Origin of the sequence: Pedobacter cryotolerans (assembly GCF_005116475.1) — a bacterium.
In the GTDB taxonomy this organism is placed as follows: Bacteria; Bacteroidota; Bacteroidia; order Sphingobacteriales; family Sphingobacteriaceae; genus Pedobacter; species Pedobacter cryotolerans.
This window is the reverse complement of sequence record NZ_SWBO01000006.1, coordinates 133,931-146,804: the sequence shown is the minus strand read 5'-3', so window position 1 is coordinate 146,804 and position 12,874 is coordinate 133,931. Positions and strand designations below refer to the sequence as shown.

Below are 12,874 nucleotides of genomic sequence, written 5' to 3'. Positions count from 1 at the left end.
GTAATTAGTAGTTAAGGGCTATTGTGATCTAGCTTGTACACACCTACTTTTGTAATGTGAAATTTTTACCATAACGTAAAGTTGTAATTACTGTTAATAATAAGTTTCGCAACAACCAATTTGATAGTTAATTTAATCATTAAAATTTCAGCTATCAACCAAAAATATAAATGGAAAAACTAAAGCAGATCTATTATAGAGCAAGGTATCACGGCCCTTTTCAAGATTGGAAAGTGAACAAAGGAAATTTTAAAGGAAGAATTGTTTTGTTTCTTTTTAGAATTGCTTCCTTTGTAAGAAAAAATCCTGTATTAACTGTTTTATTTATTTGGTATTTAGCCCTTTATAGAATTATCATTGAATGGATATTTAATATTGAAATTAATTGGCACGTTAGAGCAGGTAAAAGCCTTAAATTAAATCACGGACATGGTTCTGTAATTGAAGCGAGTACGGTATTTGGTAACAACTGCACCATTCGCCATTTAACAACAATTAGTAATAAATTATTGCCAGATGGTACCTATAGTTTATCACCTCGTATTGGTAACAATGTTGATATTGGTGTAAATGCCATCATTTTAGGCGATATTGAAATAGGCGACAATGCAATTATTGGAGCCGGAGCCGTAGTAACTAAAAGCGTGCCGCCAAATTGTGTAATGGTAGGTAATCCGGCAAGGCTATTAAAAAAAGTTTACAGCCAACACTCTATCAACTAGTTGTTTAATAAACTAAGCTAAACTTATTTGGTCAATAGTAGCATTGGTAATCAAAAGTAAATCTTTTGGATTAAGCTCAATTTCAATGGCTACTTCACCTGATCCAACCATTATAGTTTGATAATTTAACAGTTCAGCATCCATAAAAATTGCAATGTTAGCTGTTAAACCAATAGCGCAAACTCCAGTTGGTGGATAACCAATCATTTCTGCCAACTCATTTTTATCTGCTACTTCTAGTTTATTCACCTTTGCCAATTGGGCTAATTTTGCAAAGTCTAATTTTTTATGGCAAGAACAAACTGCCATAATGTATTTATCCTTTGTTTTTGCTCTCAAAAAAACCGATTTCGTGATACGACCTATTTCATAGCCTAATGCTTCCGCAAAATCCAAAGGCGAGTGGATCGGTTTGTCAAAAGTTGCGTGTTTAATTTCTTTATAATTAAGCTGCGCTTCAGTTAATTTATCTTTAATTTTTGGATGCATTTTTATTCTTTTTTTGTGCCAAAATTAATCTTGCCAAAATTTTTCTGGTAAGCTTGTTCTAAAACTTTATCTCCTTCTAAAAAAGGCCAGTCTGTTTCTACCATGTACCTAATGGCTAATAAAGGTACTGGCGATTGTAAAGGTCTAAAGCTAGAGTTTCTTAATCCTCCTTGTTGGCAATTTTCATAAAATTGTCCAATCATCATTCCTTGTTTTACAAATTCTGGTTTTAGTTTTAATTGTACACCATCAATAATATCAAGTACCTGATTTTCATTTAAAGTAGGAAATAATATGGTAATTGCTTTAAATTTCTCATCTTTTTTATTGGTAGGATTCATCGTTATAAAAAGTTCCTTCAAATCTCTAATAAGCGAAATAATTAGCTCTTGTTTTGGATCTGGTGCATCAAAAACACCAACTTTAAAATATTCTTTTTCCTCTGCATATTGTACATAAGGGCAAACAGCGCCAGTACGACCTAAGTTTGCATTAGATTTTGCTAAAAAATTAGCTACCCAATCAGAAAATAATTCCAATTCTTTTTGATAAGTAAGGTAAGTTTCTGGTATGTTTTTTTTACCAATTTCTTTTAGGTTAAAGAGTTTAATTGACGAAGCATTTTCTGTAATCACGGCAAAATAATTTAAGGATGATTGATTTTGTGAATTATTATTCTAATTCAACGTTTAAATAGGAATAACCAAAGATATTGTTTACTTTTTAGCTTATGAATTTTAAACAAATATTTATTTAAAACAAACAGTAGCCCGTTTTGTTAATTAAAAAGAAATTTAGTTGTATCTTAACATCAATTATATTTTTTCAATAACATTCTCCTACTATACGTTCAATACGCCTCTATTTATGGTTAATTATTTTGGTGAAAAGACCATTCCGTTTCTTATTAAGCAACAAGCTCAACAATTACCAAATCAAGTTGCCATTCAGCATCATGCTAAAAAAATTTCTTATAGTGATTTAACGCTAGCTTCAGATCAGCTCGCTGCTTGTTTTTTAAGTAAAGGGTACAAACCGAATGATATTGTAGCGGTAGCAATGGATAGATCCATTGAAATGTCTGTCTGTCTGTTAGCCTTACTCAAAGCAGAAATTACCTATGTTCCAATAGATCCAACACTTCCTGTAGATCGGATTTCGTTTTTAATGGAAGATTCTGGTGCTCGTACCATCATTACTGCAAATGCTTATTCAGCAACTTACAGCGCTTTTCCGTTGCTTTTGTTTGATGAATTATGGGCGGTTAGAACGCAACACCATTATGTACCGAAAATATTTAATTTAGCTCATTTAGTTTACATCATTTATACCTCTGGCTCAACAGGCTTACCAAAAGGAGTAGGCATTAGCCATCAAAGTTTATTAAATTTATTATTACACCGTTTAACAGAACCTGGCGTAACTTACACAGATAATATGCTGGGTTTAACTACCATGTCTTTTGATATTTCTGAGGAAGAACTCTATCTACCATTAATTGCAGGGGCCAAGTTAACTATAGTTGATCAGGATGTGGTTAGAGATGGTTTCGCATTGCTGGAGATTGTTAAAAAGGAAAAAATAACCTTAATGCAAGCAACGCCCTACATTTGGCAAATGATGATTGAAGCTGGTTGGAAAGAAAAACTACCAATCGTTGCTTTTTGCGGTGGCGAAGCTTTAACTAAACAATTAGCTGAGCAATTATTGGCTAGATGTAAGGCGCTATGGAATATGTACGGGCCTACCGAAACCACCATCTGTGCTTTGGCAAAGCAGTTAAGTATTGATGATGAGTTAATCAGCATTGGCAAACCCATTACAAATACGGAAATTTATATACTAAATGAAAGTCTTGATGCGGTAGATAAAGGAACCGAGGGCGAATTATATATTGGTGGTTTAGGTGTGGCCAATGGCTATATCAGCAGACCAGCTTTAACTGCCGAAAAATTTATACCAAATCCTTTTTTAATGCCAAAGCAGCTGATGTATGCAACTGGAGATTTGGTTAAACAATTGCCAAATGGTGATTTACAGTTTATTGGAAGAAAAGATACACAGGTTAAAATTAGGGGCTATCGCATTGAAACAGAAGAAATTGATTTTCAGCTTAAAGCCCAACCATTGATTAAAGATGCTTTGGTGATGGTACACCAAGATAAAGTAGAGAATGCTAGATTAGTAGCCTATTATACGCTCAAAAATCCACAGAATAAATTAACAGCTGTAGCAATTGAGACAATATTAAAAGAGAATTTAGAGAAATTGCTTCCGGCATATATGGTGCCTGTAGATTACGTATTACTGCCAAATATGCCCTTGTTGCCAAGTGGTAAAATTGACAGGAAGTCTTTACCTAAACCACTCATTAAAAATAATACCTCCAACTATGTTGCCCCATCTACTCCAAATGAAGAAATTGTAGCTCAAATTTGGATGCAAAATACTGGCATCAATAAAATTGGGGTTGATGATGATTTTTTTGAATTAGGTGGTACTTCACTTATTGCGTTAAAAACAAAAATTCAGATTGAGAAAAAATTAGCTAAGCGACTTTCTCCATCTATACTCTTTAAGTATCCTACCATCAAACAATTGGTAAATGCCATAGAAAACAATGCTGCAGAAGAATTTAAATCCTTAATACCTATCCAACCAAATGGAGATAAAGTGCCGCTGTACATTGTCCATGGTATTGGTTTAAATGTATTGGGTTATAGAAGCATGGTTGCTCACCTCAAAGCCGATCAACCTGTTTATGGTTTGCAAGCTTTTGATGATGACAACGAGAAAACTATTTACAACAATATTGAAAGTATAGCTGAATTTTATAACAGTGAAGTATTAAAGCATAATCCCACTGGGCCTTATGCAATTGGTGGTTATTCTATAGGCGGCATAATTGCTTTCGAAATGGTTAAACAATTAAAAGCAAAAGGCAAAGAGGTAAAACTATTGGCCATGTTTGATACCAATGTTCAAATACCAACCCATCAATTTCAATTTGGAAAAAAAATAGCTGTTAAATCATTGCGCCAGTTCGAAAAGCTAAAGTTTAGGTTAAAATCAATCAAAAAGGCACCAACAAAAAATATTAGTTATTTAATTCAATCTAACATAGATGGCGTTAGAAAATTAATTAATAAACAAACAGATTTTCCTAATTACCCAAAGTATATGCTTGTATTAATGAAGGAAATCATGAATGCCTTTTATAGATACAAATTGGTTCCAATCGCTGTTAAGATTGATGTTTTTAAAGCAAATAATCTTTATTTTATTGATGATCCTAAATATTTGGGATGGAATGATTATGCGCTTGAAGGTGTAAATGTTCACGATGTACCTGGTAATCATGCAGAGATCTTTAAGGCTCCTCATGATAAGGAATTAGCAATTAAGCTGCAATGCAGGTTAGATGAAATTAATGTAACTTAATAAGCTGAGCTAGATAATTAAACATTGGTTTTCAAGTTATAAATTAGGATTTGGGTTAGCTTTTTCCTCACACTGAATTTATTTTACTGCGTAGCTTTCCGCTTCACTACAGGTCAGGTTCTTTCGTGCTAAATAGATGCTGAAATAAATACGATAGCTATCGGATCAACATGGAGAGTCTACCAAAATAGACGTATTAAAGCGATAATTTCGTTGAGTAATTATCGAACTTAGGTAAATAAGCTACTTACGTAAATTGTATTAAATAAAAAAAGAGGGCATGGTCCCTACACCAAAATCCCTCTTATCTATTGTTTGTTTATTGTTATCTACCTTATGTGTTTTGCTAAACAATTAGTGCATTAACAAAATGTTGTTTAAAAAATCTTATCATCTTTTAAACAAAGCAAATAATAGATAAATCAATTAATATTTGTTTAACAAACTTCCTACATTTTGCTGCTAAAAACAATAGCCCATTAGGGCTATAAAATTGATTGATAAAGAGAGAGAATAAGGATTACATGTTATTGAACTTATTTAAAGCCTCAATTTTGTTTTGAACGTGTAATCTCTTATAAATATTTTTACAGTGATTTTTAACCGTATTTGCGCTTATATTTAATTTATCAGATATTTCTTTATAAAGTAAACCCTTACTGAGCAAATTTAAAACCTCTAACTCTCTTTTGCTTAAGCCAAAATCATTTGTTTCTGGTTTATGGTACAAGCTAATTACTTTTCGAGCAATGTATGGGCTCATTGGCGAACCACCTTGGTGTAGTTCTATAATTGCGTTCTGAATTTCTTGAGTGGTAGATCCTTTTACAATATATCCTGAAGCTCCTGCCCTTAAAGCATTAAATATATTTTCACTATTCTGAAAACTGGTGCACATTAAAAATTGAGTATCGGGTACTGTACTTCTAACTTTTTCTATAAACTCAATCCCAGACATGTCAACTAATTGAATATCTACAAGAGCAATGTCTGGTGGATTAATTTCAATTTGCAACAAAGCATCTTCAGCCGAACTGTAAACGCCGATAATATTAAATTCTTCATTTTGTTCAATTGCTTGAACCAATGAGTTTCGATAATTCTCGTGATCTTCAATAATGGTAATAGAAATCATTTGCTTAGAACATTAGGGATGTTTAATCTTCTAAAGATAAGACCAATTATTTAAAAGTGAATGATTTAATTTAATAGTTAATAGATATTTTAACTTATTTTAAAGATTTTTAACTATTAATAAAAAATATTTATGTTAATTTAAACTTTTAAAAAGAGCTTAAATCATTTTTGGATAGGTTTTTGTTTTAATCATCATGTTAAATCCCATGTGCTTTATTTACTATTAGTGATAGGGAAATGATTATTAATTTTTAATTAATATTTACATAAATTAAAACATTTAATACACAATATTAGTTTAGATGCCAAATACGCTGTCAATTTATAACATTATGCCTCCAGAATTCCTCTTAGTTTTAATTATTATTGTTTTAATTTTTGCTGGAATTATCTATTTTTTGATTAAAAAAAACAACAAACTTAAAGAAAAATCGAAAGCTGTGTACTTAGAACAGCAGCAGTTTATCAGAAAAGAGCGACAAAGAATTAGCGGAGAAATACACGATGATATAGGTTCTGGCTTATTCTCTATACAATTGTTTGCAGATTTAGCTAGTAAAAAAAGAACAGATATTGCAGAGCTTAAGCAAATAAGCGGTATGGTAAATGAAATGTCTGAAAAAATTAATGAAATTATTTGGAGTACAAATACGGAAAGCGATAATTTAGAAAATTTATTGTACTACATCGAGCATCAAACCATTAAATTATTTGAGTATACAGAAATTAACTACGAGCCTAATTTTCCAATGGATGTAGATAATTTGATAATTAACAGTCAAAGTAGAAGAAACATTTATTTATTAGTTAAAGAAATTGTTTACAACGCAATTAAACATGCTAAAGCTACTAATGTTTACCTTAATGCAACAATTAGCAATGGCTTGTTAATTTTCGAAATTAAAGACAATGGTGTTGGCTTTAACCCAGGTGAAGTTAGACAAAATGCTAGAGGTTTAAAAAATATTAAAGCTCGTATCCAAAGCTTAAATGGCAATTTAGTAGTAGAAAATTACAAGGGTACTATTGTAATGGTTAAAATTCCTTTAAACAAAGCTTTAGCCTCTACTTACGCTGGCTAGGCAGCACAATGCAAGCGTTGCAAAATTTCATATTCCTAATGTGTTTAGCTTTTAATTAAACTACGGATTAATCTTTCTCTAATTTATCTTGTCATAAGATTGTAATTGGAAATTGTCATGAGAAAAATTCGCAGTTTTTACATCAGTATTTTTGCTTTTAGTTTGGCATTGGTGTTTTCATCATTTGTTAGAGTTTCAAATGATAGAGAAAAGTTTAATTTGCCTTATAAACAAGCCGGATTAACGCCACAACAAGCAGCCGCTCATTTATTAAGTAGATTTACGTATGGCGCAAAACCTGGCGATGTAGCCGATGTGCTAAAAATTGGCTTAGAAAAATGGCTAAATCAACAATTTGAAGGTAATTTAAAAGATGATGATTTAACTGCCAAACTAAAAGTTTTTGATGCAATAAACCTAAGCAATACCGAAGTAGAAAATTTATATCCGCGTAATGCGCAATTGGTGCGTTTCGCAGTTAGAGATGGTGCAGTGCATAAAGATTCAGTAAACGGAAAGGCCTATAGAAATTTGCTTGCCGCTTACATGAAAGAAAAGGGTTACAGACCGCAGCAAGACTTATATCGCCAATTTATCAATCAAAAAATATTAAGGGCAACTTATACCAATAATCAGTTTCGCGAATTGATGACAGATTTTTGGTTCAATCATTTTAATGTAGCATTAAGTAAAAATCAGTGTGCTTCTTATGTGCCTGCTTATGAGCGAGATGTTATTCGTCCGAATGTGTTTGGTAGTTTCGAAAACCTAGTTTTAAGTACGGCTAAATCTCCAGCAATGCTGATGTATTTAGACAATTTTACAAGTTCTGGCACTAATGTTCCCATGAGTTTGCCCGATGATATGATGATGGGAAATGCTAAAAATGCAGCAAATCCTCAACAGAAAAAAGCTAGAGCAGCTGCATTACAAAAAATGCAAGCCAATAAAAAGAAAAACGCTAAATCTGGCTTAAACGAAAATTACGCTCGTGAGGTAATGGAGTTGCACACCATGGGGGTTGATGGTGGTTATACGCAAAGCGATGTAACCCAAGCAGCTCGTATTTTAACTGGGTGGACATTGGCGCCAATGGGCGATAATGGTTATGGCGCACCAATAAAAAAGATGATTGAAAACATCGGCGAAGCCAATTTAGCAAAAAGAGGTTTTGTACGCGAAGGAGATTTTATGTTTGTGCCTAACAGACATGATAATGGAGAGAAAACTGTTTTAGGTAAAAAATTTCCGGCTGGCGGAGGTTATGAAGAAGGTGTAACATTATTAAAAATGTTAGCCCACCATAAAGCAACTGCTCAATTTATTTCTGGCAAAATTGCAACACGTTTTGTAAGTGATCATCCGCCTAAAAGTTTGATAGATCAAATGGCGAAAACATTTACTAATAGCAAAGGCGATATTGCAGCAGTTTTAACCGCCATGGTAAATTCACCCGAATTTTGGTCGACAAATGCCTTAAGAGAAAAAACAAAATCACCTTTTGAATTGGCCATAAGTGCAGTAAGAAGTTTAGATGCAAAAATTAATCAACCTTACCAATTGTATACTTGGATTAATAAAATGGGCCAACAAATGTATTATTACCAAGCGCCAACTGGTTTTCCAGACCGCGGACAATACTGGATCAATACGGGTTCATTGTTAAACAGAATGAACTTTGGTTTGGCTTTGGCTTCACAAAAAATACCGGGCATCAGTTTTAATTTGGCGGCAATGAATAATAACCACGAGCCAGAAAGTGCCGAAGCTGCATTAAAAATATACAGCAAATTATTAATGCCTGAGCGAAAACTTGAGGAAACCATTGCAAGGTTAAAGCCAATGTTAAATGATCCCAATTTGGAAAATAAAGTAATGCAAGCGGCAGAAAAAACTGCACCGCCAATGCAAATGAACACCATGGCTAACGAAGATGCCAATATTATGGATGATGCAGAAAAGATGAAAAAAGGTAAAAAAGCCTTAGCCAATGCTAATCCCACCCAAAAAGCAGGCACAGTAAATATGCTTTCGCAAGTTGTTGGGGTAATTATAGGTTCACCAGAGTTTCAACGTAAATAGATCAGATCATGACATCAAGAAGAGGATTTTTAAAAGCAGGCGGCTTAGCCCTATTCGGAATTGGATTAAGCGGCGGTATGCCAAGTTTTTTGGCTGATGCTGTTGCGGGAACCACAACACCGGCTTTGTTCAAGAAAAGAAAAATCATGGTTTGTATTTTTCAACGCGGAGCGATGGATGGATTAATGGCAGTAACGCCATTTACCGATCAATATTTAAAAGCAGCCAGGCCAAGTATATTTATGAGTGCTGCACAGGGTGGAAAAAATAAACCGTTGATAGATTTAGACGGCAAGTTTGGCTTACATCCATCAATGACTGCCTTTGAGCCGATGTTTAGAGAAAAACGCATGGCAATTGTACACGGAATTGGTTCGCCAAATAACACGCGTTCACATTTTGATGCACAAGATTTTATGGAATCCGGTACGCCGTTTAAAAAAGGTACGGCTAGTGGTTGGTTAAACCGTGCAGTTGGTTTGTTAGGTCACGATGCAGCAACTCCTTTTCAAGGTGTAAGTTTAACTACTTCATTACCTAGGTCTTTTTATGGAGATCATCCGGCAGTTGCCATTAACAATTTAGCAGATTTTAACATTCAATTGAAAGGAAATCAAGCTGGTGCTAATTTGGCATCTAAAAGTTTCGAAGATTTATACGATCAAACTTCATCTGGTTTATTAAAAAATACGGGCAAAGAAAGTTTTGATGCCATTAAAATGCTACAAAAAACCGATACCAAGAATTACAAACCAGAATACAATGCGGTTTATCCGAATACGGCTTTGGGTAACTCGCTAAAACAAATTGCCCAACTCATAAAAATGGATGTGGGTATGGAAGTGGCTTTCACCGAATCTGGTGGTTGGGATACGCACTTTAACCAAGGTACAGATACTGGTATTTTTGCCCGTAATGTTAACGATTTGAGCAATAGCATGATGGCATTTTGGACTGATATGGGTAAATACCAAGATGAAGTTACAGTAATGACCATGACTGAATTTGGAAGAACAGTTGCACAGAATGGAACTGGAGGAACTGACCATGGCCGTGCTTCATGTAATTTTATTTTAGGTAATTCGGTTAACGGTGGCTTGGTACATGGAGTAGTAAATCCATTGGTAAAAGAAAATTTAGAAGATGGTAGAGACTTAGCCGTAACTACCGATTTTAGGGCAGTGTTTAGCGAAGTAGCAGATAAACATTTGGGTATTAGCAATGATCAAGTATTATTTCCAGATTGGCAGGGCAAGCAAATAGGGGTGATGAAATAAAGCCCCACCCAACCTCCCCCGAGGGGAGGAGTAGTGTTAAATGAGAAGTTATACTTTGAGTTTTTATGAAGATTGAAAGAGGCTGTATCATAAATCATTTTTTAAAAAACTAAACAAATTTAATTTTACATACTGTCACGCTGAGCGTAGTCTAAGCGCACTAAAAGGTCTTCGACTACGCTCAGACTGACAAAAATGAATGAAGATTGAATTGAAAGTCTTAGCGAGACGCTAAGACTAGTTGAGATATGCTGCCGTCTTTTCGAAAGAGCTTTTCGCGACTGAGAAAACTTTTAAATGTATTTTTAATTCTAAACTTATGTTAGCGATTAATTCTTAAACGCTGCCAAGTTTCATGTTTCATTTCAAATTTGGTTTCGTCAGAACCGTGTTTCCCAACTATTTTCCAGCCTGCTTTAGTGTAAAAATGCTCTGCTCTGGTATTAAAAGCTGTACCTAGCCAAACAGTTTTTTGGGTTTGTTCAAAATACCAATCTAACATTTCATTATGCAATAATTGGCCGATACCTTTTCCTTCAAAATTGGGGTCTATATATAATGCCCAAATGTTGTAATTAAGAAGATCAACAATTGCAAAACCCAAAATTTGATTATCCATTTCACACACCCAACCTTTTCCTCTAAAGGTAATAAAGTTAATGCAATCTTCATCTGTAACAAGATTAGGGTCTGTTAATGTATTTTCTGTTACCGAGTTTCTTACAATTTGAATTTGTTTTACATCATCGATTACAGCTGGTCGAATTATCATATTAATTCAGGTTTCGGTAAATAATCTTACTTATCGTTAGGGTCGAAGTTGATCATCCATTCAATTCCATATTTGTCTCTAAACATTCCGAAATAGGTGTCTAAACCACTAGCTTCAAATGGCATTTCAACTGTACCACCTGCAGAAAGACCATTGAACAATTTTTCGGCTTCTGCTTTACTTTCGGCGCTTATCGAAATTTTACTTCTATTTTCATTTTCGTTGGTTCGCCCCATAATTTCTGGAACATCATTGGCTAAAAGAAAGTTTTTACCAATGGGTAAAGCAATGTGCATCAGCTTATCGGCTTCATGTGCTGCTACAGGAAATTCATCACTAGCAATGTCTTTAAAACGGATGATCCTAGTAAATTCTCCTCCAAATACTGATTTGTAAAAATTGAAAGCTTCTTCGGCATTGCCATTAAAGTTGATGTGTGGATTGATCAGAGGCATAGTTTGTTAGTTAAAAGTGGTTTTATTAAGATATTAATAGACTGATTTACATTTTTTTAAGCTTTAATCGATAAACTAATATAATGAAAAGTTTCGGCGGTTGAAGAAAACAGCTGATAAGGGAAAAGGTGCTGTTATCGGCTGTTTGTCTTAATATTGCCCTGTTACTGGAACTTTAAATGTCTTGATAATTGGGTCAGAAAAAGTTTTCCTCTCATATCTTGGCGTAATAATAGTGTCTGTGTATAGTTGGTTTTCGTAAATATTTGTTTCCCAAATTACGGAGATCTTAATATTAGCATCAATACTTTGAAATTGATTATCGTTTGAAAGTCCGATGTGAAAAATACCTTGTGTTCTGTCTGAATTTTTGCCATACGCTGCTATTCCTTTTCCCTTGTCAAATTGCATAAATGATTGGCGTCCCATAAAAAGTTGGGCATTGTTGTCGTCAGTAATAAACCAATAACCAACATCTTCCCCCATTGTCGGCATAGCTAAACTTGAAATTGTTCCTATTGCAAGTACTGCAAGTGGTCCACCACCAAAAATAGTTGCTGCATCAGAAGCAATATTTTTTACTGTATTTACATTTTTTGCCCAAGCAGCTGATGCTTCTTTACCAACACCAATCCAATATAACCAAGAAACAATTTTTTTGGTCTTGTAAGTTGATATTTCATTTTGTGGCAAGGTAACTCGAACAGTTTTAAAGTTCTTATAGTCGAGATTGTTAATTGAATGAACTCTTTCTGTTTTGTCAATAATCATTTCTTCCGAAAGCTCTGTTTTTACTAACTTTTTTATCGATTTTTGAACGTATGTTGTGTCATAACCAACAACAACGTCTTTGGTATAAGTATTATAAGTTGTTTCTTGTTTGGTTTCCCAAGTAACTGTCGAATTGAAATTTTTTGTTTCATTCGATGCAGGAATTCGTTGAATTTTAATTTTACAAATTCTTCCACCTAAAGCAGAGTTCTTAAATCTAAAAGTGTAAACACCTTGCTTTGTTACTAAAATAGATTTGTTTTCAACTTTTTTAGTTTTGTAATCTGAAAATTTTGAATTGCTCGGATATTCTATGATTTCAATTTCTTTCAATTCTTTGTCGTCCATTTCTTGAAAATTGAAAATAATTTTGTCGCCAGTTGCAAATCCGAAATAGAGTTCTTCTTCGTTTCCACCACGAAGTTTTATTGTTTGGTCCGTTACGTCAATTGGTTCTTGTCCGAAAGAAACTGCGGAACAAAAAAGTAGTCCGAAAAAAATAGTAAAAATTTTTGTCATTTTTATGATGCTGTATCGTTAGGGTGTTGTCGGGCAATGTTGCCACCAACTCGTAAATATGCGAAACTGCCATTTGTAAAATGTGTCTTCGCTATACCTTAAAGTACTGTTTTTAATTTTAAATAGT

General features: G+C 33.8%; 11 protein-coding genes. 5 read left to right on the top strand and 6 right to left on the bottom strand.

The window, feature by feature from the left end; genetic code table 11:
* Window positions 1-170: 170 nt before the first annotated feature.
* Window positions 171-722 (top strand): serine acetyltransferase, encoded by a 552-nt coding sequence (locus tag FA045_RS12075; RefSeq protein WP_136877333.1) that lies wholly within the window; start codon window positions 171-173, stop codon window positions 720-722.
* Between the two features lie 12 nt (window positions 723-734).
* On the opposite strand, the gene FA045_RS12070 is transcribed toward FA045_RS12075, so the two are convergent.
* Window positions 735-1,211, bottom strand: coding sequence for an aminoacyl-tRNA deacylase (locus FA045_RS12070; RefSeq protein WP_136877332.1), 477 nt, complete (start codon window positions 1,209-1,211; stop codon window positions 735-737).
* 2 nt (window positions 1,212-1,213) lie between these two features.
* On the bottom strand, window positions 1,214-1,846 hold the full coding sequence (locus FA045_RS12065) for a DUF6875 domain-containing protein (protein WP_136877331.1): 633 nt from the start codon (window positions 1,844-1,846) through the stop codon (window positions 1,214-1,216).
* A 232-nt stretch (window positions 1,847-2,078) separates the two neighbouring features.
* Between FA045_RS12065 and FA045_RS12060 the strand changes: the two genes are divergently transcribed.
* Window positions 2,079-4,652 (top strand): non-ribosomal peptide synthetase, encoded by a 2,574-nt coding sequence (locus tag FA045_RS12060; RefSeq protein ID WP_136877330.1) that lies wholly within the window; start codon window positions 2,079-2,081, stop codon window positions 4,650-4,652.
* Between the two features lie 520 nt (window positions 4,653-5,172).
* Here FA045_RS12060 and FA045_RS12055 read toward each other — a convergent pair.
* Window positions 5,173-5,787: a response regulator gene (locus FA045_RS12055; protein ID WP_136877329.1), complete on the bottom strand. Its 615-nt coding sequence runs from the start codon at window positions 5,785-5,787 to the stop codon at window positions 5,173-5,175.
* 334 nt (window positions 5,788-6,121) lie between these two features.
* On the opposite strand from FA045_RS12055, the gene FA045_RS12050 reads away from it, so the two are divergent.
* The 3 genes from FA045_RS12050 to FA045_RS12040 all read left to right on the top strand — a co-directional run bounded on the left by FA045_RS12050 (window position 6,122) and on the right by FA045_RS12040 (window position 10,230).
* Window positions 6,122-6,871: a sensor histidine kinase gene (locus FA045_RS12050; RefSeq protein WP_169305055.1), complete on the top strand. Its 750-nt coding sequence runs from the start codon at window positions 6,122-6,124 to the stop codon at window positions 6,869-6,871.
* Window positions 6,872-6,988: 117 nt separating this feature from the next.
* Window positions 6,989-8,953: a DUF1800 domain-containing protein gene (locus FA045_RS12045; RefSeq protein WP_136877327.1), complete on the top strand. Its 1,965-nt coding sequence runs from the start codon at window positions 6,989-6,991 to the stop codon at window positions 8,951-8,953.
* Window positions 8,954-8,961: 8 nt separating this feature from the next.
* Complete coding sequence (locus tag FA045_RS12040; RefSeq protein ID WP_136877326.1) at window positions 8,962-10,230, top strand: DUF1501 domain-containing protein; 1,269 nt, start codon at window positions 8,962-8,964, stop codon at window positions 10,228-10,230.
* Between the two features lie 322 nt (window positions 10,231-10,552).
* Here the strand turns inward: FA045_RS12040 and FA045_RS12035 are convergent, their stop codons facing one another.
* The 3 genes from FA045_RS12035 to FA045_RS12025 all read right to left on the bottom strand — a co-directional run bounded on the left by FA045_RS12035 (window position 10,553) and on the right by FA045_RS12025 (window position 12,747).
* Entirely contained in the window at window positions 10,553-11,002 is a 450-nt protein-coding gene (locus FA045_RS12035) for a GNAT family N-acetyltransferase (RefSeq protein ID WP_136877325.1), read from the bottom strand.
* Between the two features lie 26 nt (window positions 11,003-11,028).
* Window positions 11,029-11,457 carry a VOC family protein gene (locus tag FA045_RS12030; RefSeq protein WP_136877324.1) on the bottom strand — a complete coding sequence of 143 codons (429 nt, stop codon included), beginning with the start codon at window positions 11,455-11,457 and terminating at the stop codon, window positions 11,029-11,031.
* Window positions 11,458-11,607: 150 nt separating this feature from the next.
* Window positions 11,608-12,747 carry a hypothetical protein gene (locus FA045_RS12025; RefSeq protein ID WP_136877323.1) on the bottom strand — a complete coding sequence of 380 codons (1,140 nt, stop codon included), beginning with the start codon at window positions 12,745-12,747 and terminating at the stop codon, window positions 11,608-11,610.
* Window positions 12,748-12,874 lie beyond the last annotated feature (127 nt).

What these genes read in the sequence shown, in the direction of transcription:
- FA045_RS12075 (WP_136877333.1), top strand. Translation starts at nt 171, where the DNA reads ATGGAAAAACTAAAGCAGATCTATTATAGAGCAAGGTATCACGGCCCT.
- FA045_RS12070 (WP_136877332.1), bottom strand. Translation starts at nt 1,211, where the DNA reads ATGCATCCAAAAATTAAAGATAAATTAACTGAAGCGCAGCTTAATTAT.
- FA045_RS12060 (WP_136877330.1), top strand. Translation starts at nt 2,079, where the DNA reads ATGGTTAATTATTTTGGTGAAAAGACCATTCCGTTTCTTATTAAGCAA.
- FA045_RS12055 (WP_136877329.1), bottom strand. Translation starts at nt 5,787, where the DNA reads ATGATTTCTATTACCATTATTGAAGATCACGAGAATTATCGAAACTCA.
- FA045_RS12050 (WP_169305055.1), top strand. Translation starts at nt 6,122, where the DNA reads ATGCCTCCAGAATTCCTCTTAGTTTTAATTATTATTGTTTTAATTTTT.
- FA045_RS12045 (WP_136877327.1), top strand. Translation starts at nt 6,989, where the DNA reads ATGAGAAAAATTCGCAGTTTTTACATCAGTATTTTTGCTTTTAGTTTG.
- FA045_RS12040 (WP_136877326.1), top strand. Translation starts at nt 8,962, where the DNA reads ATGACATCAAGAAGAGGATTTTTAAAAGCAGGCGGCTTAGCCCTATTC.
- FA045_RS12035 (WP_136877325.1), bottom strand. Translation starts at nt 11,002, where the DNA reads ATGATAATTCGACCAGCTGTAATCGATGATGTAAAACAAATTCAAATT.
- FA045_RS12030 (WP_136877324.1), bottom strand. Translation starts at nt 11,457, where the DNA reads ATGCCTCTGATCAATCCACACATCAACTTTAATGGCAATGCCGAAGAA.
- FA045_RS12025 (WP_136877323.1), bottom strand. Translation starts at nt 12,747, where the DNA reads ATGACAAAAATTTTTACTATTTTTTTCGGACTACTTTTTTGTTCCGCA.